This window comes from Paenibacillus sp. FSL P4-0184 (genome assembly GCF_038004625.1).
Taxonomy (GTDB): domain Bacteria; phylum Bacillota; class Bacilli; order Paenibacillales; family Paenibacillaceae; genus Paenibacillus_AQ.
Genome location: NZ_JBBORN010000001.1, coordinates 2,783,565 through 2,806,497 on the forward strand (window position 1 = coordinate 2,783,565; position 22,933 = coordinate 2,806,497).

The 22,933-nt window shown below is 44.6% G+C and carries 32 protein-coding genes; all 32 read left to right on the plus strand.

The window, feature by feature from the left end:
* Positions 1-53: 53 nt before the first annotated feature.
* The 32 genes from rpoC (at position 54) to MKY52_RS12110 (ending at position 22,931) form a co-directional block, all read left to right on the plus strand.
* Positions 54-3,665: a DNA-directed RNA polymerase subunit beta' gene (rpoC, locus tag MKY52_RS11955; RefSeq protein WP_042192182.1), complete on the plus strand. Its 3,612-nt coding sequence runs from the start codon at positions 54-56 to the stop codon at positions 3,663-3,665.
* 179 nt (positions 3,666-3,844) lie between these two features.
* On the plus strand, positions 3,845-4,096 hold the full coding sequence (locus MKY52_RS11960; RefSeq protein ID WP_042131229.1) for a ribosomal L7Ae/L30e/S12e/Gadd45 family protein: 252 nt from the start codon (positions 3,845-3,847) through the stop codon (positions 4,094-4,096).
* 132 nt (positions 4,097-4,228) lie between these two features.
* Positions 4,229-4,648, plus strand: a complete 420-nt coding sequence (gene rpsL / locus MKY52_RS11965; protein ID WP_036680518.1) for a 30S ribosomal protein S12 — start codon at positions 4,229-4,231, stop codon at positions 4,646-4,648.
* Between the two features lie 44 nt (positions 4,649-4,692).
* Positions 4,693-5,163 carry a 30S ribosomal protein S7 gene (gene rpsG / locus MKY52_RS11970; RefSeq protein WP_036680520.1) on the plus strand — a complete coding sequence of 157 codons (471 nt, stop codon included), beginning with the start codon at positions 4,693-4,695 and terminating at the stop codon, positions 5,161-5,163.
* Between the two features lie 47 nt (positions 5,164-5,210).
* Positions 5,211-7,289, plus strand: a complete 2,079-nt coding sequence (gene fusA, locus MKY52_RS11975) for an elongation factor G (protein WP_042192180.1) — start codon at positions 5,211-5,213, stop codon at positions 7,287-7,289.
* A 109-nt stretch (positions 7,290-7,398) separates the two neighbouring features.
* Complete coding sequence (tuf, locus tag MKY52_RS11980) at positions 7,399-8,589, plus strand: elongation factor Tu (RefSeq protein WP_042192178.1); 1,191 nt, start codon at positions 7,399-7,401, stop codon at positions 8,587-8,589.
* A 259-nt stretch (positions 8,590-8,848) separates the two neighbouring features.
* Positions 8,849-10,198, plus strand: a complete 1,350-nt coding sequence (locus MKY52_RS11985) for a globin-coupled sensor protein (RefSeq protein ID WP_341051515.1) — start codon at positions 8,849-8,851, stop codon at positions 10,196-10,198.
* A 226-nt stretch (positions 10,199-10,424) separates the two neighbouring features.
* Positions 10,425-10,733: a 30S ribosomal protein S10 gene (gene rpsJ, locus MKY52_RS11990; RefSeq protein WP_017692074.1), complete on the plus strand. Its 309-nt coding sequence runs from the start codon at positions 10,425-10,427 to the stop codon at positions 10,731-10,733.
* A gap of 42 nt (positions 10,734-10,775) precedes the next feature.
* Complete coding sequence (rplC, locus tag MKY52_RS11995) at positions 10,776-11,399, plus strand: 50S ribosomal protein L3 (RefSeq protein ID WP_076286852.1); 624 nt, start codon at positions 10,776-10,778, stop codon at positions 11,397-11,399.
* A gap of 25 nt (positions 11,400-11,424) precedes the next feature.
* Positions 11,425-12,048, plus strand: a complete 624-nt coding sequence (gene rplD / locus MKY52_RS12000) for a 50S ribosomal protein L4 (protein WP_042192174.1) — start codon at positions 11,425-11,427, stop codon at positions 12,046-12,048.
* Positions 12,048-12,341, plus strand: a complete 294-nt coding sequence (gene rplW, locus MKY52_RS12005) for a 50S ribosomal protein L23 (protein WP_036680537.1) — start codon at positions 12,048-12,050, stop codon at positions 12,339-12,341. Before rplD ends, rplW begins: the two co-directional genes overlap by 1 nt.
* 27 nt (positions 12,342-12,368) lie before the next feature.
* The gene (rplB, locus tag MKY52_RS12010) at positions 12,369-13,199 is read left to right on the plus strand and encodes a 50S ribosomal protein L2 (protein WP_042192171.1); all 831 of its coding nucleotides are present in this window, start codon (positions 12,369-12,371) and stop codon (positions 13,197-13,199) included.
* A gap of 76 nt (positions 13,200-13,275) precedes the next feature.
* Complete coding sequence (rpsS, locus tag MKY52_RS12015; RefSeq protein ID WP_036652940.1) at positions 13,276-13,554, plus strand: 30S ribosomal protein S19; 279 nt, start codon at positions 13,276-13,278, stop codon at positions 13,552-13,554.
* A gap of 33 nt (positions 13,555-13,587) precedes the next feature.
* Complete coding sequence (gene rplV / locus MKY52_RS12020; protein WP_036680546.1) at positions 13,588-13,920, plus strand: 50S ribosomal protein L22; 333 nt, start codon at positions 13,588-13,590, stop codon at positions 13,918-13,920.
* A gap of 13 nt (positions 13,921-13,933) precedes the next feature.
* Complete coding sequence (gene rpsC / locus MKY52_RS12025; protein ID WP_042192169.1) at positions 13,934-14,599, plus strand: 30S ribosomal protein S3; 666 nt, start codon at positions 13,934-13,936, stop codon at positions 14,597-14,599.
* Positions 14,600-14,601: 2 nt separating this feature from the next.
* A complete protein-coding gene (rplP, locus tag MKY52_RS12030) occupies positions 14,602-15,036 on the plus strand; it encodes a 50S ribosomal protein L16 (RefSeq protein WP_042131224.1) in 435 nt (144 codons plus the stop codon).
* On the plus strand, positions 15,026-15,223 hold the full coding sequence (gene rpmC / locus MKY52_RS12035; RefSeq protein WP_019908232.1) for a 50S ribosomal protein L29: 198 nt from the start codon (positions 15,026-15,028) through the stop codon (positions 15,221-15,223). The genes rplP and rpmC overlap by 11 nt, the downstream gene beginning before the upstream one ends.
* 43 nt (positions 15,224-15,266) lie before the next feature.
* Positions 15,267-15,533 (plus strand): 30S ribosomal protein S17, encoded by a 267-nt coding sequence (gene rpsQ / locus MKY52_RS12040; protein ID WP_042131223.1) that lies wholly within the window; start codon positions 15,267-15,269, stop codon positions 15,531-15,533.
* A 38-nt stretch (positions 15,534-15,571) separates the two neighbouring features.
* Positions 15,572-15,940 (plus strand): 50S ribosomal protein L14, encoded by a 369-nt coding sequence (rplN, locus tag MKY52_RS12045; RefSeq protein WP_036680556.1) that lies wholly within the window; start codon positions 15,572-15,574, stop codon positions 15,938-15,940.
* 49 nt (positions 15,941-15,989) lie between these two features.
* Positions 15,990-16,343, plus strand: coding sequence for a 50S ribosomal protein L24 (rplX, locus tag MKY52_RS12050; RefSeq protein ID WP_076286851.1), 354 nt, complete (start codon positions 15,990-15,992; stop codon positions 16,341-16,343).
* A 31-nt stretch (positions 16,344-16,374) separates the two neighbouring features.
* Positions 16,375-16,917: a 50S ribosomal protein L5 gene (gene rplE, locus MKY52_RS12055; RefSeq protein ID WP_042131222.1), complete on the plus strand. Its 543-nt coding sequence runs from the start codon at positions 16,375-16,377 to the stop codon at positions 16,915-16,917.
* A 49-nt stretch (positions 16,918-16,966) separates the two neighbouring features.
* Entirely contained in the window at positions 16,967-17,152 is a 186-nt protein-coding gene (locus MKY52_RS12060) for a type Z 30S ribosomal protein S14 (RefSeq protein ID WP_013312154.1), read from the plus strand.
* 32 nt (positions 17,153-17,184) lie between these two features.
* The gene (gene rpsH / locus MKY52_RS12065; RefSeq protein WP_036680560.1) at positions 17,185-17,583 is read left to right on the plus strand and encodes a 30S ribosomal protein S8; all 399 of its coding nucleotides are present in this window, start codon (positions 17,185-17,187) and stop codon (positions 17,581-17,583) included.
* A gap of 30 nt (positions 17,584-17,613) precedes the next feature.
* Positions 17,614-18,156 (plus strand): 50S ribosomal protein L6, encoded by a 543-nt coding sequence (gene rplF / locus MKY52_RS12070; protein ID WP_042192166.1) that lies wholly within the window; start codon positions 17,614-17,616, stop codon positions 18,154-18,156.
* Between the two features lie 84 nt (positions 18,157-18,240).
* On the plus strand, positions 18,241-18,609 hold the full coding sequence (gene rplR / locus MKY52_RS12075; RefSeq protein WP_042131220.1) for a 50S ribosomal protein L18: 369 nt from the start codon (positions 18,241-18,243) through the stop codon (positions 18,607-18,609).
* Positions 18,610-18,636: 27 nt separating this feature from the next.
* Entirely contained in the window at positions 18,637-19,134 is a 498-nt protein-coding gene (gene rpsE / locus MKY52_RS12080; RefSeq protein WP_036652980.1) for a 30S ribosomal protein S5, read from the plus strand.
* Between the two features lie 14 nt (positions 19,135-19,148).
* Positions 19,149-19,334, plus strand: a complete 186-nt coding sequence (gene rpmD / locus MKY52_RS12085) for a 50S ribosomal protein L30 (protein ID WP_036680567.1) — start codon at positions 19,149-19,151, stop codon at positions 19,332-19,334.
* Between the two features lie 40 nt (positions 19,335-19,374).
* Complete coding sequence (rplO, locus tag MKY52_RS12090) at positions 19,375-19,815, plus strand: 50S ribosomal protein L15 (RefSeq protein ID WP_036680569.1); 441 nt, start codon at positions 19,375-19,377, stop codon at positions 19,813-19,815.
* Positions 19,815-21,113 carry a preprotein translocase subunit SecY gene (gene secY / locus MKY52_RS12095; RefSeq protein WP_042131218.1) on the plus strand — a complete coding sequence of 433 codons (1,299 nt, stop codon included), beginning with the start codon at positions 19,815-19,817 and terminating at the stop codon, positions 21,111-21,113. Before rplO ends, secY begins: the two co-directional genes overlap by 1 nt.
* 96 nt (positions 21,114-21,209) lie before the next feature.
* Positions 21,210-21,854 (plus strand): adenylate kinase, encoded by a 645-nt coding sequence (locus MKY52_RS12100; protein ID WP_042192162.1) that lies wholly within the window; start codon positions 21,210-21,212, stop codon positions 21,852-21,854.
* A gap of 4 nt (positions 21,855-21,858) precedes the next feature.
* Positions 21,859-22,611, plus strand: a complete 753-nt coding sequence (gene map / locus MKY52_RS12105) for a type I methionyl aminopeptidase (protein WP_341051516.1) — start codon at positions 21,859-21,861, stop codon at positions 22,609-22,611.
* 11 nt (positions 22,612-22,622) lie between these two features.
* On the plus strand, positions 22,623-22,931 hold the full coding sequence (locus MKY52_RS12110) for a KOW domain-containing RNA-binding protein (RefSeq protein ID WP_076300964.1): 309 nt from the start codon (positions 22,623-22,625) through the stop codon (positions 22,929-22,931).
* Positions 22,932-22,933: the final 2 nt, after the last annotated feature.

The window sequence follows — 22,933 nt, forward strand, 5'->3', positions numbered from 1 at the left end:
CAGAGGAGGGCAAAGCGGTACTAAATCAGGATTAGGTTAAGGAGGGTTGCTCCTTGTTGGACGTTAACAATTTTGAATTTATGAAAATCGGACTCGCTTCTCCGGAGAAGATTCGTTCATGGTCCCGCGGAGAAGTTAAGAAACCGGAAACCATTAACTATCGTACATTGAAACCGGAAAAAGAGGGTCTTTTCTGTGAGCGTATCTTTGGACCGCAAAAAGACTGGGAATGTCATTGCGGTAAATACAAACGTGTCCGTTATAAGGGCGTAGTCTGCGACCGTTGTGGCGTTGAAGTTACTCGTGCTAAAGTTCGTCGTGAACGTATGGGTCACATTGAATTGGCTGCTCCGGTATCTCATATCTGGTACTTCAAAGGTATCCCAAGCCGTATGGGTTTGGCACTAGATATGTCTCCAAGATCACTTGAAGAGATTATCTACTTCGCTTCGTATGTTGTAACTGACCCAGGTGAAACACCACTGGAAAAGAAACAACTTCTATCCGAGAAAGAATATCGTAGCTACCGTGAAAAATACGGTTACGGATTCCAAGCGGGCATGGGTGCTGAAGCTGTTAAGAAGCTTCTTCAAGACATCGACATCGAAAAAGAGCTGGAATTCCTCAAAGAAGAACTGCGTACGGCCCAAGGCCAACGTCGTAACCGGGCGATCAAACGTCTGGAAGTCATTGAAGCATTCCGTAACTCAGGCAACAAACCTGATTGGATGATCATGGATGTTCTTCCGGTTATTCCTCCGGAGCTTCGTCCGATGGTTCAATTGGATGGTGGCCGTTTTGCTACGTCTGATTTGAACGATCTTTATCGTCGTGTTATTAACCGGAACAACCGTCTGAAAAGACTGCTGGATCTAGGTGCACCTGACATTATCGTGCAGAACGAGAAACGGATGCTACAGGAAGCTGTCGATGCTCTCATCGATAACGGCCGTAGAGGACGTCCGGTAACGGGTCCTGGTAACCGTCCATTGAAATCTCTCAGCCACATGCTGAAAGGTAAACAAGGACGTTTCCGTCAGAACTTGCTCGGTAAACGGGTTGACTACTCTGGTCGTTCCGTTATCGTTGTAGGACCGTACCTCAAGATGTATCAGTGCGGACTTCCTAAGAAAATGGCGCTAGAATTGTTCAAGCCTTTTGTCATGAAGGAATTGGTTAATAAGGGCCTAGCCCACAACATAAAGAGCGCAAAACGTAAAGTTGAGCGTGTAAGTCCTGAAGTATGGGATGTACTTGAAGAAGTAATCAGAGAGCACCCAGTACTTCTAAACCGCGCACCAACACTTCACCGTCTCGGTATCCAAGCTTTTGAACCGATTTTGGTGGAAGGTCATGCTATTCGTCTTCACCCACTCGTATGTACGGCTTATAACGCCGACTTTGACGGTGACCAAATGGCGGTGCACGTTCCTCTGTCAGCAGAAGCTCAAGCGGAAGCACGTATTCTCATGCTTGCATCCGGTAATATCTTGAACCCTAAAGACGGAAAACCGGTTGTAACACCTTCCCAGGATATGGTCCTTGGTACTTTCTACCTGACCATGGACAACAAGGAAGAAAAAGGATCAGGTATGATTCTGCGTACCGTAAATGAAGCTGTATCAGCTTACCAACGCGGAACTGCTGGTCTTCATGCTCGTGTAGCTATTCCAGTTAAAGCACTAGGTAAGACTTGCTTTACGGAAAAACAACAAGGCGCAATGTTGATTACTACGATCGGTAAGATTATTTTTAATGAAATTTACCCAAGTAGTTTCCCTTATATCAATGAAGCGACTAAGACTAACTTGCTGCATGGCACGCCAGAGAAATACTTTATCTATGAAAAAGGCGCAGATATTCGCGAGCTGATTGAATCCGCTCCTGAAGCCAGCGCTGTAGGTAAAGAATATCTGGGTCTGATTATCGCACGTTGTTTTGAAACTTATCATACAACCAAAACCTCTATGATTTTGGATAAAATTAAACAACTCGGCTTTACTTACTCCACACGTTCCGGTGTTACCGTTGCTGTGTCGGATGTTATCGTGCCTGAGGAGAAAGTTACGATCCTGAAAGAGTCCGAAGCTAAGGTAGATGTGGTTGCTAACCAATATCGCCGTGGTCTGATCACTAATGACGAACGGTACGACCGTGTTATTGAGATCTGGTCGAAGACGAAGGATGATCTTACGAACATCCTGCTTAAATCGATGGACCGTTTCAACTCTATCATGCTCATGGTTGACTCCAAAGCGCGGGGTAACAAATCGCAGATCACTCAGCTGGGTGGTATGCGTGGTCTGATGGCAACACCTTCGGGTCGGATTTTCGAATTGCCAATTAAAGCGAACTTCCGTGAAGGTCTTACGGTCTTGGAGTACTTTATCTCCACTCACGGAGCGCGTAAAGGTCTTGCCGATACCGCACTTCGTACTGCTGACTCCGGTTACTTGACTCGTCGTCTCGTTGACGTAGCTCAGGACGTTATCGTCCGTGAGGAAGATTGTGGAACGGATAAAGGATTTACAGTTAGTCGTATTCAGGATGGTAAAGAGGTTATTGAGGATCTGTATGACCGTATTGAAGGTCGTTACTGCTTCGAGACTGTTCGTCATCCGGAAACAGGCGAAATCATTGTTCACCGCAACGATTTGATTGACTCCGATAAAGCGGAAGCAATCGTAGACGCTGGTGTAACTAAGCTACAAATCCGCTCTGTACTAAGCTGCCGTGCTCGTCATGGTGTTTGTAAGAAATGTTACGGTCGTAACTTGGCAACTGGTAAACACGTTGAGATCGGTGAAGCGGTTGGTATTATCGCTGCACAATCTATCGGTGAACCAGGAACCCAGCTTACAATGCGTACGTTCCATACCGGCGGTGTTGCCGGTGATGACATCACGCAAGGTTTGCCGCGTATTCAAGAGTTGTTTGAAGCTCGTAACCCTAAAGGTCAGGCTACAATCAGTGAGATCGATGGTGTAATCAAGGAAATCCGTGAAACTAAGGATCGTCGTGAAATCGAGGTTCAAGGTGAAGCAGAATCCAAGACTTATTCCATTACTTATGGTTCACGTCTACGTGTCAGCGAAGGCCAAGAAATTGAAGCCGGCGATGAGTTGACAGACGGTTCGATTGACCCTAAAGAAATGCTGCGAATCAAAGGGATCCGTGGGGTACAAAACTACATTCTGCAAGAAGTTCAGCGTGTATATCGTAACCAGGGCGTTGAGATCAATGATAAGCACATTGAAGTTATGATCAAACAAATGCTTCGGAAGATCCGTATCATTGATGCAGGTGACACAAGTCTGTTACCAGGCGCGTTTGCGGATATTCATGAATATGAAGCTGCTAATAAGGAAGCCATCTTGTCAGGTAAAGAGCCTGCAGTTGCTAAACCGGTCTTACTCGGTATTACCAAGGCATCTCTTGAGACAGATTCCTTCTTATCCGCTGCATCTTTCCAAGAAACTACTCGTGTCTTAACAGACGCTGCTATCAAAGGCAAAGTAGATAAGTTGCTTGGACTCAAAGAAAATGTTATTATCGGTAAGTTGATTCCTGCAGGTACTGGTATGAATCGTTACCGTAATGTTAAGTTAAGTGATCCAAATGCAGAAAGCGCGCTTGAATCTTTAGAGCCGGTTCCTGCTGAATAAATTAGCAAACATGGTAGTGAACTCGTGTCATACCTAATCATAGGTGTGACACGAATATCTGCTGTGTATAATATTCATAAAAATTATTGCTGAATTTCTTGACACCATCTATTGATAATGCTAAAATGTCTAAGGTGCGTGAGTAGCCATGTTATCCTTGTTCATTGGAGGTAATGATTATGACTGATGATAGAGGACTACAGGATGCTCAGGTCAAGATCGGTACCAAACAAACCGTCAAGGCGGTAGAGTTGGGCCAAGCTGCAGAAGTCTATGTGGCAGAGGACGGAGATCAAAGGCTTACTTCCAGGATAGTTATGCTTTGTAACAAACAAGGTGTTAAGATCACATACGTGGATACGATGCTGAATTTGGGCAAGGCCTGCGGAATAGAAGTTGGCGCTGCGATGGCAGCCGTCTTAAAACAATAGCTACGGAAATGTTTTTGTACTGGGTGAACTCCAGCGGCAAGAACTTTTCATTTGTCTTTTTATGAACCGCCTGGGTCTGTGGGCTTAGAGTTCTTAAATCGGCTATCATTTCAGGAAGGGGGTGGCAACAACATGCCAACAATTAACCAATTGGTTCGTAAAGGCCGTCAAGCCAAAATCGAAAAATCTAAATCTCCCGCTCTTCAAAAAGGGTATAACGCCCTCAAGCGTGAGGCTACAAATTTGAGCGCTCCGCAAAAACGCGGTGTGTGCACTCGTGTTGGTACTATGACTCCACGTAAACCAAACTCAGCGCTTCGTAAATATGCCCGTGTTCGTTTGACGAACCGTCTCGAGGTAACAGCTTATATCCCGGGTATCGGACATAACTTACAAGAGCACAGTGTTGTATTACTTCGCGGAGGTAAAGTAAAGGACCTTGCAGGGGTTCGTTACCATATCGTTCGTGGTGCATTGGATACAGCAGGTGTAGCTAACCGGATGCAAGCTCGTTCTAAATACGGTGCTAAACGTCCTAAAGCTAAGAAATAAGAAAAAATTCTAGAATAATAAACATTTAAGAAAGGGGGATATCCATGCCACGCAAAGGTCCAGTTACTAAGAGAGACGTATTGCCAGATCCGTTGTATAATAGCAAGTTGGTTACTCGTTTGATTAACCGCATTATGCTGGGTGGTAAAAGAGGTGTCGCTCAAAGCATTCTGTACAATTCATTCAAGTTGATTGAAGAACGTACGGGTAAAGATCCGATGGAAGTTTTCGAAGCTGCCATCAAGAATATCATGCCGGTTTTGGAAGTCAAAGCTCGTCGTGTCGGTGGTGCTAACTATCAAGTACCTATCGAGGTTAAACCAGAGAGACGTACTGCTCTGGGATTACGTTGGCTCGTAAACTACTCTCGCAACCGCGGTGAGAAGACGATGGAAGAGCGTTTGGCGGCTGAGATCATCGACGCTTCCAACAACACAGGCGCTTCTGTTAAGAAACGCGAAGATACACACAAAATGGCTGAAGCAAACAAAGCGTTCGCTCACTACCGTTGGTAGGATTAAGGTCATTCAAATAACTTATATTTTGAAGGGAGATCCATTTCATGGCTAGAGAGTTCTCCTTAAAAAATACACGTAATATCGGGATCATGGCGCATATTGATGCTGGTAAAACAACTACCACAGAGCGGATTCTTTTCTATACAGGCCGTACGCACAAAATCGGTGAAGTTCACGAGGGTGCTGCTACAATGGACTGGATGGAGCAAGAACAAGAGCGCGGAATCACGATTACGTCCGCTGCTACGACTGCTGCGTGGAAAGGTCACCGCATCAATATCATTGATACCCCAGGACACGTTGACTTCACTGTTGAAGTTGAACGTTCCCTGCGTGTATTGGATGGGGCAGTAGGTGTATTTAGTGCAAAAGAGGGCGTTGAGCCTCAGTCTGAAACCGTATGGAGACAGGCTGACCGTTATAACGTTCCACGTATTGCATATGTGAACAAAATGGACATTATCGGTGCGGATTTCCTTAACGTAATCGAAACTATGCGTGATCGCCTTCAAGCCAATGCAGTTGCTATTCAATTGCCAATTGGTGCAGAAAGTGATTTCACTGGTATTATCGACCTTGTTGAGCAAAAAGCACACATGTTCAGAGATGATCTAGGCCAAAACATCGAAGTAACGGATATTCCGGAAGAATATTTGGCCAAAGTTGAGGAGCTGCGTCTCGAGTTGATCGAGAAAGTTGCTGAACTTGATGAAGATCTGACTATGAAGTACCTGGAAGGCGAAGAAATTACAGTTCCGGAAATTAAAGCTGCACTGCGCAAAGGCGTAGTTGAAGTTAAATTGTTCCCTGTAATTGTTGGATCCTCCTACCGTAACAAAGGGATTCAGCTTATGCTGGATGCTGTTGTTGATTACTTGCCATCTCCTCTTGACGTTCCAGCTATCACTGGACATCTTGATGATGGAACTGAAGCAGTTCGTCATTCTTCGGATGAAGAACCGTTTGCAGCTTTGGCATTTAAAATCATGACTGACCCTTATGTAGGTAAACTTACGTTCTTCCGTGTATACTCTGGTATTCTAGAGTCCGGATCTTACGTAGTTAATGCTACTAAGAACAAACGTGAACGTATTGGTCGTATCCTTCAAATGCATGCTAACAGCCGTCAAGAGATTTCCATCGTGTATTCTGGCGACATCGCTGCAGCAGTTGGTTTGAAAGACACCAGTACAGGTGATACACTGTGTGATGAGAAGCATCCAGTAATTCTGGAATCAATGAACTTCCCTGATCCAGTTATCGAAATCGCTGTTGAACCAAAAACAAAAGCTGACCAAGATAAATTGGGCGTTGCTCTCGGTAAGTTGACTGAAGAGGATCCAACTCTTCGTGCTCATACTGATGAAGAAACAGGCCAAACTATCCTGGCTGGTATGGGTGAACTTCACTTGGACATCATCATCGACCGTATGCGTCGTGAGTTCAAAGTAGAAACCAATGTGGGTAAACCACAGGTTGCTTACCGCGAAACGTTCAAGGCACCTGCTCGCGTCGAAGGTAAATTTGTACGCCAATCTGGTGGTCGTGGTCAATACGGTCACGTGTGGGTTGAATTTGAACCCCTCGAGCCAGGTACTGGTAGCAAATTCGAAAGTAAAGTTGTCGGTGGCTCGGTTCCTAGAGAGTACATCGCTCCTGCACTTGCGGGTATCGAAGAACAAATGAAAAACGGCGTACTTGCAGGCTTCCCGCTTGTAGACGTTAAAGCTACCATCGTTGATGGTTCTTACCATGATGTCGATTCCAACGAAATGGCATTTAAAATTGCCGGCTCGATGGCGCTTAAAGCAGCTAAAGACAAGTGTAAACCTGTCCTGCTTGAGCCAATCATGAAAGTAGAAGTAACTGTTCCTGAGGAATATATGGGTGATGTTATGGGTATGCTGAACTCCCGCCGTGGCCGTATCGAAGGTATGGATTCCCGTGGTGGAGCGCAAATTATCCGTGCTAAGGTGCCTCTTTCCGAAATGTTCGGATACTCTACAACTCTTCGTTCTGGTACTCAAGGACGTGGCGTATTCTCAATGGAGCTTTCTCACTATGAAGAAGTTCCTAAATCCATTGCGGAAGAGATCGCTGCTAAGAACAAAGGCGGAGAATAATTACTAGTTTTAACTTGCCGTCCGAGTATAATTACTCAGTCATCTAAGATAAACATATATGCGGGCGGCTCAAATATAAGGAACCCCACATTAAGGAGGAACTGTTCAAATGGCAAAGGCAAAGTTTGAACGTAACAAACCGCACGTTAACATCGGTACTATTGGTCACGTCGACCATGGTAAAACGACTCTGACTGCTGCAATCACTACTGTATTGTCCAAAACTTACGGTGGCGCAGCTATCGCATTCGATCAAATCGACAAAGCTCCTGAAGAGCGCGAACGTGGTATCACAATCTCCACTTCCCACGTTGAATATGAAACTCCTAACCGTCACTACGCTCACGTAGACTGCCCTGGTCACGCCGACTATGTTAAAAACATGATCACTGGCGCAGCGCAAATGGACGGAGCTATCCTGGTTGTATCCGCAGCTGATGGCCCTATGCCACAAACTCGCGAGCACATCCTGTTGTCCCGTCAAGTAGGTGTTCCATACATCGTTGTTTTCTTGAACAAATGCGACATGGTTGAAGACGAAGAGTTGTTGGAATTGGTTGAAATGGAAGTTCGTGACTTGCTGAGCGAGTATGACTTCCCAGGCGACGACACTCCAATCATTCGTGGTTCTGCTCGTGAAGCTCTTCAAAACCCAGAAGGCGAATATGCTAAGAAGATTGTTGAAATGTTCGAAACAATCGACGAGTACATTCCACTTCCAGAGCGTCAAACTGACAAACCATTCTTGATGCCTGTCGAAGATGTATTCTCCATCACTGGCCGCGGTACTGTGGCAACTGGTCGCGTAGAACGCGGAACAGTTAAAGTCGGAGAAGAAATCGAAATCGTTGGTATTCACGAAGAAACTAAGAAATCCGTAGTTACGGGCGTAGAAATGTTCCGTAAATTGCTGGATTCCGCTCAAGCGGGCGACAACATCGGAGCTTTGCTTCGTGGTGTAGACCGTACTATGATCGAGCGTGGCCAAGTATTGGCTAAACCGAACTCTGTTAAACCACACACTGAGTTCACTGCTCAAATCTACGTTTTGACTAAAGAAGAAGGCGGACGTCACAAACCATTCTTCACTGGTTACCGTCCACAGTTCTACTTCCGTACAACTGACGTAACTGGCATCATCAACTTGCCAGAAGGTACTGAAATGGTTATGCCTGGTGACAACATCACTGTAACTGTTGCTTTGATCTCCCCTATCGCTATTGAAGAAGGTACTAAATTCTCCATTCGCGAAGGTGGACGTACAGTTGGAGCAGGTAGCGTAGCTTCCATCCAAAAATAAATTCGTTTCTATCTGCGGGTAGACTCTGAATCATAGTGCCCCGGATTCTTCTTGCGGAGAATCCGGGGCTTTTTGTTATTTTATAGGATAAATCTTCTTAAATTCGACAATATACGATAAATTAAGTATGAAATTTCGAATTATTCTACAAAATTCAACAAAATTCAACGATAAATTGTTTACAATTTTAATAATCATAGAGTAAAATGAAAGGAAGGTAATATTGTAAAAAAATAGTAATTAAGGGGAGGGTGATAACATGGGAAAATGTCCTTTTTCATTCATGCATGCTATAACATCACGTAATAATAATGAGGATTCTCACACCCCTAATTTGATAGAACATAAACACCAGACTAAGCGTACTGAAGATTTTTTTCATACTCTTGAGGGTTATGACGAACTCAATGAGCAAATGAGAATGATTGATCTATCTGAATCAGATTTGAACTTATTACGTAGGGTAAAGCCTAGCGTTGAAAAGAATATAGACTATATAATTGATCAATTTTATAATTCGGTATTAGGTGTGGATAAACTCGAAGCCATTATATTGGAGCATAGTAGTATCGAGAGGTTGAAAACAACACTCCGCGAGCATATCATTGAAATTTTTGATGGCAAAGTAGATGAAGAATACATAGCAAAGCGAATGAAGATTGCTAATATTCATAAAAGAGTAGGACTTGAGCCTAAATGGTACTTATCCGCTTTTCAAAATCTTCAGAACGTTTTTATACAAGTTATCTATAATGAGACACATGATGACAATACACGTCTACATGTAGTTAAGACCGTAACTAAGCTGCTTAACCTTGAACAACAACTTGTCCTGGAGGAATACGAGAAGGAGAACGTCAAAGAGAAGGAACAGCAATACCTTTTGGTTAAAAATGAATTAAAGCAGAAAATTGCTGAATTCAGCAGCGAATTAATAGATTTTAGTATCGACACAAATGCCGCTGTAAAGCAGCTAGTAGCCAGTAGCAATGAAGTGAGTAGAACATTCCAACGTACAGCTACATCCGCTGTAGAGTCGCAGGGGTTGGCTACAGATGGACATGAGCATATGGATAGCTTAACAGGACAGATTAATCTTATTTATCAAAGTACTAGTGAAATGGAACATTCAGTCCACGAATTAAGCAATTCCTCTAAACAAATTCAAAAAATCGTAAACTCAGTTAAAGATATTGCAGATCAAACTAAAATTCTTTCACTTAATGCAACGATAGAAGCCGCTAGAGCCGGAGTGCATGGTAGAGGGTTTAGTGTAGTTGCTCAAGAAGTTAGTCGGTTGGCAGAGGATACGAAGAATACTGTTATTCAGATCGTAGAGCTGACCTATAAATCGGGAAGTCTCACACAACAGGTTGTTGAGGAGATACGTAAGGTACAAGAGCTAATCAAAAGTGGGAAACATCAATCCGTTGAGACTAGTCTTTTGTTTTCCGAAATTGTAGAGGCGATGAGGAGTAGCACACAAGAGATTGTTATAGTAGAAGAAGAAATAAGAACATTGATTCAGACAATAAAGGGAATTGGGTCAGCAACAGCACAGACTGCGGAGTCAGCTGAGTTTTTTAAGTCTGCCACTGAGAATCTTTAACCTATATAACAGTAATAAAGCAACGCATGAAAAAAATATGCGTTGTTTTGTTATTTTAGCTTGCAATACTGCTGCCTATTATATATAATAATAAATGTTGTTCTGAGACGTTGCGATGATGTGAGAGGTTACTGACACACCCGGCCCCTTTGCCATGAGGTCGACGTCAGAAAATTTTCACGGAGTATGTCCGATAATAAATTGGGCGATAGAAGGAGGGACTAAAATGGCAAAGCAAAAAATTCGTATTCGCTTGAAAGCATACGACCACAGAATTCTTGATCAATCCGCAGAGAAAATCGTTGAAACTGCAAAACGTTCGGGTGCTGGTGTATCTGGACCGATTCCGTTGCCAACTGAGAAGCAAATCATTACTATTCTCCGTGCGGTACACAAGTACAAGGATTCCCGTGAACAGTTTGAACAACGGACTCACAAACGTTTGATCGATATTGTGAACCCAACACCACAAACTGTGGATGCCTTGATGCGCTTGGATCTACCGTCCGGTGTAGATATCGAAATCAAATTGTAATTCTATTTTTAGCAACTTAGGAAAAGAAAAGAGGTGTCAACATTGAAAGGTATCTTAGGAAAAAAACTCGGTATGACTCAAGTGTTTACTCCAGAAGGTAACGTAATTCCTGTTACTGTTATCGAAGCAGGACCTTGTGTAGTACTGCAAAAGAAAGACCTGAATATCGACGGATATGAAGCAGTGCAATTGGGCTTTTCTGATAAAAAAGAAAGTCGCTCCAATAAGCCTGAACAAGGTCACGCCAAAAAGGCAAATGCAACACCTAAGCGCTACGTTCGTGAAATTCGCGGTGTTGACCTCGGGTCTCTCGAGGTTGGACAAGAACTGAAGGCTGATATTTTTGCTGAGGGCGAATTTGTTGACGTAACTGGCACATCTAAAGGTAAAGGTTTCCAAGGTAACATCAAACGTTGGGGACAAAGCCGCGGACCAATGGCACACGGATCGCGTTACCACAGAAGACCGGGTTCCATGGGTTCTATCCAAGCTAACCGTGTTCCGAAGGGCAAACGCCTCCCAGGACATATGGGTCACACGACTATCACGGTTCAAAAGCTTGAAATCATCAAGGTTGACGTTGAACGTAACGTATTGCTGGTTAAAGGCGCTATCCCAGGTCCTAAAAACAGCTTCGTGAAAGTTAAACAAACCGTTAAGAAATAATTACCTAAGAAAGGAGGAACATGAAATGCCAAAAGTAACACTTTTTAATATTAGTGGCAACGAAGTTGGTGAAGTAGAACTTAGCGATACAGTATTCGGTATTGAACCGAATGAGCACGTTCTACATGAAGCTGCGCTTATGCAAAGAGCTTCCCTTCGTCGTGGTACACACAAAGTAAAAGGACGTTCTGAAGTTCGTGGCGGTGGACGTAAGCCTTGGAAACAAAAAGGTACAGGTCGCGCTCGTCAAGGATCCATTCGTTCTCCACAATGGAAAGGCGGCGGCGTTGTCTTCGGACCAACACCACGTAGCTATTCCTGGAAATTGCCTAAGAAGGTTCGTCGTTTGGCGATCAAATCCGCTTTGTCCTCGAAAGTACTCGAGAATGACATTATCGTATTGGATAGCTTGACAATGAATGCTCCGAAGACGAAAGAATTCGCAGCAATCTTGAACAACCTGAAAGTGGAACGCAAAGCTTTGATCGTAGCTACTAGCTATGATGATAACGTAGCACTTTCCGCTCGTAACATCCCTGGGGTGAAATTCGTAGCGGCTGACGGCATTAATGTTCTTGACGTACTGACGTACGACAAACTGATCATCACTAAAGAAGCAGTTCTGAAGGTAGAGGAGGTGTTCGCGTAATGAAAGATCCTCGTGATATTATCAAACGTCCGGTGATTACGGAACGTACTTCCGACTACATGAGCGAAATGAAATACGCTTTTGAAGTGGATATCCGTGCTAACAAAACCGAAATCAAAAAAGCTGTCGAGGCTATTTTCAAAGTAAAAGTAACTAATGTGAACACAATGCGCGTGCCTGGCAAACTGAAACGTTATGGTAAATATTCTGGTTACACTCCAGAGTGGAAAAAAGCCATCGTTAAGCTTAGCCCGGACAGCAAACCGCTTGAATTTTTTGAAGCGGTAGAATAATACTCTTAAAGTAAGGAGGAAACTATAGTGCCAATCAAAAAGTACAAACCGACCTCTCCGGCAAGACGCCATATGTCTGTGTCTACGTTTGAAGAAATCACAACAAACCAGCCAGAGAAATCGTTGCTTTCTCCGTTGTTCAAACATGCGGGACGCAACAACCAAGGTAAAATTACGGTTCGTCACCATGGCGGCGGACACAAACGTAAATACCGTATTATCGACTTCAAACGGACTAAAGACGGCATACCAGGTAGCGTTGCTACAATCGAGTATGACCCGAACCGTACATCTAATATTGCTTTGATCCACTATGCTGATGGAGAGAAACGTTATATCATCGCTCCTAAAGGCCTAAAAGTTGGGGATAAAGTAGAGTCCGGCCCAACAGCCGACATCAAAATTGGTAACAGTCTTGCGCTGGAGAACATCCCAGTGGGTACAGTTATCCACAACATTGAGTTGAAACCAGGTAAAGGCGGACAATTGGTTCGTGCTGCTGGTACAGAAGCTCAATTGCTTGGTAAAGAAGAAAAATACTGTTCCGTTCGTTTGTCATCCGGTGAGGTTCGTAAGATCCTTAGCGTGTGCCGTGCAACTATCGGTTCCGTAGGTAACGAAGATCATGAATTGATCAAAATCGGTAAAGCTGGACGTAGTCGCTGGCTGGGCCGTCGCCCTGAAGTACGCGGTGTAGTAATGAACCCGAACGATCACCCACACGGTGGTGGTGAAGGCCGCGCTCCAATCGGACGTAAATCGCCTATGTCTCCATGGGGTAAACCAACCCTTGGTTACAAAACGCGTAAGAAAAACAAGGCATCTGATAAATATATCGTTCGCCGCCGCACAAAATAAGACGCTTCTGGCAAGTTAATAAAGCGCGAAGCGTCGATTCGCGGTTTGAAGAACCGGATGAAGGGAGGATTCACACATGGGTCGCAGTTTAAAGAAGGGGCCGTTTATCGATGGCTACCTGCTTAAAAAAGTTGAGGAACTGAACGAGGCTGAAAAAAAGGTTGTAGTTAAAACTTGGTCCCGTCGCTCAACCATTTTCCCTCAGTTTATCGGACATACGTTTGGTGTATATGACGGCCGTAAACACGTGCCTGTATACGTAACAGAAGATATGGTAGGTCACAAGTTGGGCGAGTTCGCGCCAACACGTACTTACAAAGGCCACGCGGGTGACGATAAGAAAACAAGAAGATAATAATAAGGTCTCTGTTTGAAAGGAGGTTAAACAATGGAAGCAAAAGCACATGCAAGATCGGTGCGGATTTCCGCTCGTAAAGCGAAACTGGTTGTTGACTTGATTCGTGGTAAGCAAGTGGGGGAAGCAATTGCTATTCTTCGCCACACTCCGAAATCCGCTTCTCCGGTCGTTGAGAAGTTGCTTAATTCGGCAATTGCGAATGCTGAGCATAACTATTCTTTGGACGTGAACAGTTTGTTCGTTAGCGAGGTTTTCGTTAACCAAGGACCTACTATGAAACGTTTCCGTCCGCGCGCCATGGGCCGCGCAAGTCGGATCAATAAACGCACGAGCCACATTACACTGGTGGTATCTGAGAAATAAGGAGGGATAACACGTGGGTCAAAAGGTAAATCCAATCGGACTCCGGATCGGGATCATTCGCGATTGGGAATCTAAATGGTATGCAGGAAAAGATTTCGGTACTCTTCTGATGGAAGACGTCAAAATCCGGGAATACCTTAAAGGTAAGTTGAAGGATTCCGCTGTTTCCCATATCGAGATCGAAAGAGCGGCTAACCGCGTGAACGTTACAATTCACACTGCTAAACCAGGTATGGTTATTGGTAAGGGCGGAGCAGAAGTAGAAGTACTTCGCAGCGCAGTTACAGCAATCGCTGGTGGCAAAAAAGTACACATCAACATCAATGAAATCAAGCACCCTGAATTGGATGCAATTCTTGTAGCTGAGAGCATTGCTCAACAATTGGAACGTCGTGTATCGTTCCGTCGTGCACTCAAACAAGCGATTCAAAGAACAATGCGTTCTGGCGCAAAAGGGATTAAAACTCAAGTAGGCGGACGTCTTGGCGGAGCTGAGATTGCTCGTTCAGAAGGTTATAGCGAAGGAACAGTTCCACTTCATACGCTTCGTGCCGATATCGATTACGGAACGGCTGAAGCACATACAACTTACGGTCTTATCGGCGTAAAAGTATGGATCTACCGTGGAGAAGTTCTTCCCCCAGCTAAGAAACAAGCTGCTCAGGAAGGAGGCAACTAATCATGTTGGTACCAAAACGCGTAAAACACCGCAAGCAACAACGCGGACACATGAAGGGTATGGCAAAGGGTGGTACTGAATTGAACTTCGGCGAATTCGGCCTGGTTGCAATGGAACCATCTTGGATCACTAACCGTCAGATCGAAGCTGCTCGTATCGCAATGACACGTTATATCAAACGTGGCGGTCAAGTTTGGATCAAGATTTTCCCAGATAAGCCTATTACTCAAAAGCCTCTCGAGGTTCGTATGGGTAGTGGTAAAGGTAACGTTGAGAAATGGGTAGCCGTAGTTAAACCGGGCAAGATTATGTTCGAACTCGGAGGCGTGTCGGAAGAAATCGCTCGTGAAGCGATGCGTCTTGCCGCTCACAAGCTGCCTGTTAAGACTAAGTTTGTGAAACGTGAAGAATTGGGTGGTGAAGCAAATGAAAGCTAATGAACTTCGCAACTTAACCACTGCTGAGATTGAACAAAAGATCGCTGGATTCAAAGAGGAACTTTTTAATCTCCGTTTCCAATTGGCAACTGGCCAACTGGACAACCCGACTCGGATTCGTGACGTGCGTAAGGAAATAGCTCGTGCTAAAACCGTGATCCATCAAAGAGTGCTTGGGATTAGTTAAGTGAGACGGATCTCAGATCCGTATTCAGGAAGGAGGCTAACTAATGAGCGAAGAACGTAATGCACGTAAAGTGCTAATCGGTAAAGTGGTCAGTGATAAAATGGATAAAACCATCGTAGTCGCTGTTGAAACCTATAAGAAGCATAACTTGTACCACAAACGCATCAAGTCTACGAAGAAATTCAAAGCACATGATGAGGAAAACGTTGCGAAAATTGGCGATACCGTAAAAGTCATGGAAACTCGTCCGTTGTCCAAGGACAAACGTTGGAGACTAGTTGAAGTGGTTGAAAAAGCGGTTATCATCTAAGATAATCAAAAGAGTTTTTCCGGAAGGAGGAAATTATAATGATTCAACCATTTACACGCTTGCATGTGGCTGACAACTCTGGTGCGAAGGAACTGATGTGTATCCGCGTACTGGGTGGTACTGGACGCCGTACAGCAGCAATCGGTGATTTGATCGTTTGTTCCGTTAAACAAGCAACACCAGGCGGCGTTGTCAAAAAAGGTGATGTTGTTAGAGCGGTAGTTGTTCGTACGAAACGTTCCGTTCGTCGTAAAGATGGATCTTACATCGCATTCGACGAAAATGCAGCTGTTGTTGTTAAAGACGACAGAAGCCCTCGTGGAACACGTATCTTTGGACCAGTTGCTCGCGAACTTCGCGATAAAGACTACATGAAGATCGTTTCCTTGGCACCGGAAGTAATCTAATAAACACGAGCACCAATAAGTTGAAGGTTAGTTATAGGAGGTGTAATAAATGCCTAGAGTGAAAAAAGTTCTGGAATCCCATAACAATAAACTGCACGTGAAGAAAGATGATGTGGTGCTTGTGATTAGTGGTAAAGACAAAGGCAAAAAAGGCCGTGTCATCGCTGCTTATCCTCGTGAAAACCGCGTTCTGGTAGAAGGCGTCAATATGGTGAAAAAACACCAAAAGCCGAACCAGCTGAATCCACAGGGTGGAATTATTGAGCAGGAAGCTTCGATTCATGTGTCCAACGTAATGCACATCGATCCGAAGTCCGGCAAAGTAACACGTATCGGTTACAAAGTATTGGACAACGGTAAAAAAGTTCGGATTGCTAAAAGATCCGGAGAGATTATCGACTAATCTAGCCCTTAAGAAAGGAGGTTAAATCTTCATGGCAGCAAGAATGAAAGAACGTTATCTCAACGAAATAACACCTGCTTTGATGCAGAAGTTTAACTATACAACTGTTATGCAAGTGCCTAAGATCGAGAAGGTTGTCATCAACATGGGTGTGGGTGACGCTGTTCAAAACTCCAAAGTACTTGATGCTGCAGTTAATGACATGCAGCTGATCGCTGGTCAAAAACCAGTAATCACTAAAGCTAAAAAATCCATCGCTGGTTTCAAACTACGCGAAAATATGCCGATTGGGGTTAAAGTAACACTGCGCGGCGAGCGTATGTATTACTTCTTGGACAAATTGTTCAACGTAACGCTTCCACGCGTACGTGACTTCCGTGGTGTTTCCACTAAAGCCTTTGACGGCCGTGGTAACTACACACTTGGTCTTAAAGAACAATTGATCTTCCCCGAGATCGAATATGACAAAGTGGATAAAGTCCGCGGTATGGACATCGTTATTGTAACGACTGCTAAGACGGACGAGGAATCCCGCGAGCTGCTGGGTCAGCTGGGAATGCCTTTCGCAAAATAAAGTCGGTTAATCCATTTTCTCCGAAAATGTTTAGGAGGTGTCAGGCTAAGTGGCAAAAACTTCGATGAAAGTTAAACAACAACGTACGCCTAAGTTTAAAGTACGTGCATATACACGTTGCGAACGTTGTGGTCGTCCACATTCGGTACTGCAAAAGTTCAAAATTTGCAGAATTTGTTTCCGTGAATTAGCTTATAAAGGCCAGATCCCTGGCGTGAAAAAAGCAAGTTGGTAAGAAGTTTATAAACGGGAAGGAGGTTTACACACATGACTATGTCTGATCCTATTGCAGATATGCTTACTCGTATTCGTAACGCTAACATTGTGCGTCACGAAACGGTAGAAATGCCTGCTTCTACTATGAAGAAACAAATCGCTGACATTTTGAAGCGTGAAGGTTTCATCCGCGATGCGGAATTCGTTGAAGATAGCAAACAAGGGATTATCCGTATCTTCTTGAAATACGGCCCTAACCAAGAGCGTGTTATTTCTGGTTTGAAAAGAATCAGTAAACCAGGCCTTCGCGTATACACGAAGAGCAATGAAGTGCCTCGTGTACTCGGTGGTCTAGGAATCGCGATTATCTCCACATCTAAGGGAGTTATGACCGACAAAGAAGCTCGTCAATCAAAATCTGGCGGAGAAGTTGTCTGCTACATTTGGTAATAAACGTCACAAGATAAGGAGGTGCAACACATGTCTCGTATTGGTCGTAAACCAATCGCAGTACCTAGCGGTGTAGATGTCACTTTGGACAACGCCGTTATTACAGTAAAAGGTCCAAAAGGTTCTTTGACTCGTGAGCTTCATAAAGACATGAAGGTTACAGTTGAAAATAACGAAATTACCGTTGTTCGTCCGTCGGATAACAAATTGCATCGTTCACTTCACGGCACAACCCGCTCCGTTGTCAACAACATGGTAGCAGGCGTGACTGAAGGTTTCTCGAAATCTCTGGAATTGGTTGGGGTCGGATATCGTGCAAGCAAATCCGGAGATAAAGTCGTTCTGAACGTTGGTTACTCCCACCCGGTTGAAATTACACCGGAAGCAGGTATTGAGTTTGAAGTTCCTGCGAACACGAAGATCATCGTTAAAGGTATCGATAAAGAACGCGTTGGCGCATATGCTGCTAAAATTCGTTCCGTTCGTGAGCCAGAACCGTATAAAGGTAAAGGTATCAAATATGAAGGCGAGCGTATCATCCGCAAAGAAGGTAAAGCTGGTAAGAAGAAATAACCAGTTTGAACTTAATTGTAAGATACCCCGTGCATCTTAAAGTGAAGCTGTTTACGGCAAACTGAAGGGAGTGAAAGGGAAGTCATGATTACAAAAGAAGATAAAAACAAGGCTCGTCTCAAAAGACACCTGCGTGTTCGTAAGAAGATCCAGGGAACTACTGAGCGTCCACGTTTGAACGTATTCCGTTCTTCAAAACACATCTACGCTCAACTGATCGATGATGTTAAAGGGGTTACTATCGTATCCGCTTCTACACTTGATAAAGAACTGAGCGCTAACATCGGTAATGGCGGCAGCGTTGAAGCTGCAGCGAAAGTTGGCCAATTGGTCGCTGAGCGTGCTAAAGAAAAAGGCTATGCAGTGGTCGTATTCGACCGCGGAGGTTACTTGTACCATGGACGAATTCAAGCATTGGCTGACGCAGCTCGTGAAGCTGGTCTTGAATTCTAGAATAATTCTTAAAAGGAGGTTAACGACTTGCGTGTAGATCCGAACAGTTTAGAACTGACAGAAAGAGTTGTACACATTAACCGTGTAGCAAAAGTTGTAAAAGGCGGACGCCGTTTCAGCTTTAGTGCACTCGTTGTTGTGGGCGATGGCAATGGCTACGTCGGTGCTGGTATCGGTAAAGCCGGCGAAGTTCCGGATGCCATCCGTAAAGGCATTGAAGACGCCAAGAAAAACCTGATTCACATTCCAATCGTAGGAACTTCGATTCCCCATCTCGTTACTGGCCACTTCGGCGCAGGACGCGTGTTGCTGAAACCAGCATCAGAGGGTACTGGCGTTATCGCTGGCGGTCCAGTTCGTGCGGTATTGGAATTGGCAGGCGTTGGCGACATTTTGACAAAATCACTGGGTTCTTCGAATTCCATGAACATGGTCAATGCAACTTTGGAGGGACTTTCCCGTCTGAAACGCATTGAAGAGGTCGCGAAACTTCGCGGCAAATCTGTCGAAGAATTGCGCGGTTAAGGAGGGGAACGTCAATGGCAAAATTGCAAATTACCCTCGTACGTAGTGTAATCGGACGTCCAGAAACACAACGTGTTACTGTTAAGACGCTCGGCCTACGTAAACTCAACACGACAGTGGTTCACAATGACAGTCCTGCAATTCGCGGAATGATCAACAAAGTGAGTCACTTGCTATCTGTAACTGAAATTGAAGGCTAATCGCCTCGCATAAATTAACAAACATAAGGAGGTGCAAACGATGAAGTTACATGAACTTGCTCCAGCTCCTGGTTCCCGCAAAGAACGCAATCGCGTTGGTCGTGGACCAAGTAGCGGAAATGGTAAAACTTCCGGTCGCGGTCACAAAGGTCAAAACTCACGTTCTGGCGGTGGTGTTCGTCCGGGCTTCGAGGGTGGACAAAATCCGCTCTATCGTCGTCTGCCTAAACGTGGTTTCGTCAATCCTACCCGTAAAGAGTATGCGATTGTGAACCTTGAAGATCTGAATAGCTTTGCAGAAGGAACAGAAGTGACTCCGCAGTTGTTGCTTGAAACTGGTGTTGTCAAGAATTCCAAAAGCGGCATTAAGATTCTCGGCAATGGTGAGTTAACCGTTAAATTGACTGTACAAGCAAATAAGTTCTCTCAATCTGCGGTAGAGAAAATCGAGGCTGCCGGCGGTAAAACCGAGGTGATCTAATGTTCAAGACGCTTAAGAATATCTGGCATGTGGAAGATTTGCGCAAAAAGATCCTGTTTACCTTGTTCATTCTGATTATCTACCGTATCGGTTCGTTTGTACCGGTTCCTGGTGTGAACAAAGATGTACTGGAAACAGCAAATCAAAGCGGTGACGCTTTGATGGGACTTTTGAACACCTTCTCGGGCGGAGCGCTCAAAAACTTCTCGATATTTGCGATAAGTATTTATCCGTACATTACAGCATCCATCATCGTGCAATTGCTGTCGATGGATGTTGTTCCTAAGTTTGCTGAATGGGCTAAACAAGGGGAGCACGGTAAAAAACAACTAGCGCAAATCACTCGTTATGGTACTGTGATTTTGGCCCTGATCCAAGGTTTTGCTACGTCGATAGGGTTTAACCGGATTTATGGAACTCAAATGATGCCGAATGCGACATTTGCTGACTACTTACTGGTTGCCATTATCTTGACGGCTGGTACTTCTTTTCTGATGTGGCTTGGTGAACAGATTACCGAAAAGGGAATCGGGAACGGGATTTCGATCCTGATTTTTGCGGGAATCGTCGCCGCCATCCCGGGATATATCACGAGTACGGCTAACTCAAGCTTTATTCAGCCGGATCAAGTGTTCCTGAATATTCTTAAAGTCGTTATTGTGCTGATTGTGATTGTAGCGATTATTACAGCAGTTATCTTCGTACAGCAAGGTATTCGGAAGATTCCTGTTCAATACGCTAAACGCGTAGTCGGCAACAAAATGTACGGTGGACAGAATACGCACATTCCGCTGAAAATTAATGCGGCTGGTGTAATTCCGGTTATCTTCGCCGTATCACTGCTTCAGTTCCCAGTTGTTCTCTCCAGTTTCTGGTCAACACATGCCTGGGCTCAATGGATTGCCAAGTATTTGGCAACTGATGCACCACTTGGTATGCTTCTGTATGTAGTGATGATCATCGGGTTCACGTTCTTCTATACGTTCGTGCAGATGAATCCTCAGCAGATGGCTGATAACATGAAGAAGAATGGTGGTTACATTCCAGGTATCCGTCCTGGTAAAGCTACTGAGAAATATTTGACTAGAGTAATGTCTCGTCTGACTATGTCCGGCGCATTGTTCCTGGCTTTGATCTCTGTATTGCCGATGTTCTTCGGTGCTTTATCTGGATTGCCTAAAGAAGTTCGAATTGGTGGTACTTCACTGCTAATCGTAATCGGTGTGGCATTGGATACTATGAAGCAGATCGAGAGCCAATTGATCAAACGCCATTACAAAGGCTTCATCAATAAATAGGCGATAGGTTCCGGTGAAGCGTAATTTTTTATTCTTCCCGGCACCTATTGTGCTGTTTCTTGCTTGGTGGCGAACTTTTGGGGGGAGAGAGAAATCGTGAACATTTTATTCATGGGCCCTCCTGGGGCAGGCAAGGGAACACAAGCGGCTGAGATCATAAAAGAGTTTGGCATTCCGCATATTTCGACAGGAGATGCTTTCCGTTTGGCAATCAAACAAGAGACTCCAGTAGGATTGAAGGCTAAATCATTTATTGATCAAGGTTTGCTTGTACCAGATGATGTGACCATTGGTATAGTTGAAGAACGGCTGCAGCAGTCCGATTGCGAAAAAGGATTTCTATTGGATGGTTTTCCAAGAACTCTTTCGCAAGCGGAAGCGCTGGATGAAATTCTAAGCCGTTTGAATACTTCTTTGAATCATGTCATCAACTTGAATGTTGACCGTGGACTGTTGATGGCGCGTCTTACTGGACGTCGTATCTGCACAGTTTGCGGAGCATCCTACCATTTAATCTTCAACCCGCCGAAGCAAGATGGCATTTGCGACATTGATGGCGGTGAATTGTATCAACGTCCGGATGACAACGAAGAAAGTGTAGGCAAGCGTCTGGATGAGTATGATAATAAGACAGCGCCGCTGCTTGCGTTTTATGATAATAAAGGTCTTTTGCGTCAGGTAAATGGGGAAAACGAAATCAATGTCGTTTCTTCTGAAATCGTATCTTTATTGCGGGGTTAATGTAATGATCATTTGTAAATCCGAACAGGAACTTGCCTTTATGAGGGAAGCTGGTCGAATTGTTGCCGAGTGTCACCGTCTTATTGCTGAGGCCATTGAGCCTGGCATTACAACGGGCGATCTCGACAGAATCGCCGATCAATACATTCGCAGTCAAGGTGCTGTGCCGTCTTTCAAAGGCTACAACGGTTTTCCTGCCAGCATTTGCGCTTCAGTCAACGAACAATTAGTGCATGGATTTCCAGGTAAACGCAAACTGATCGAAGGCGATATTGTAACGCTGGATATCGGTGCAGAGTACCGCGGTTATCACGGTGATTCCGCCTGGACCTACGGTGTGGGCAGCATTTCCGAAGAGGCTCAGCGTTTGCTGGACGTTACGGAAGGCTCCTTGTACGCGGGACTGGCGTTAGTTAAGCCGGATGTGCGCTTGTTTACAATCTCCCATGCTATCCAGCAATACATCGAAGAGACTGGTTTCTCAGTCGTACGTGAGTATGTTGGTCATGGTATTGGGGCAAAACTGCATGAAGAACCGCAAATTCCGAATTATGGCATAGCGGACCGCGGACCACGTCTGAAACCGGGTATGGTACTCGCGATTGAGCCGATGGTAAACGTAGGAAAGAGACATGTCAGAACGCTGGAAGATAACTGGACTGTCGTTACGGTGGATGGCTCCCTATGTGCTCACTTTGAGCATACAGTAGCAGTTACTCCGGACGGCATGGAAATTTTCACAAAACTGAATGCGTAGGTGATCTCCACTTGAATACTGTGAGCAGCCCGCAGGTTGGTCAATTAGTGAGAATTCTCAAAGGCAAAGATGCCGGAGAGGCAGCCGTTGTTATCGCAGTTGTTGATAGCAGATTTGTATACATTGCAGATGGAGACAAACGTAAGTTTGATGGGCCAAAGAAGAAGAATATTCTTCATCTTGAGCTCATACCCTTCATCAGCAGTGAGGTTGTGAACAGTTTGGAAGAAACTGGGCGGGTAACAAACGGAAAGCTGCGTTTCGCAGTGACGAAGTATGCTGGCCCAACCGGAATAAGTGCTTATGAGAAAGGAGACTAACT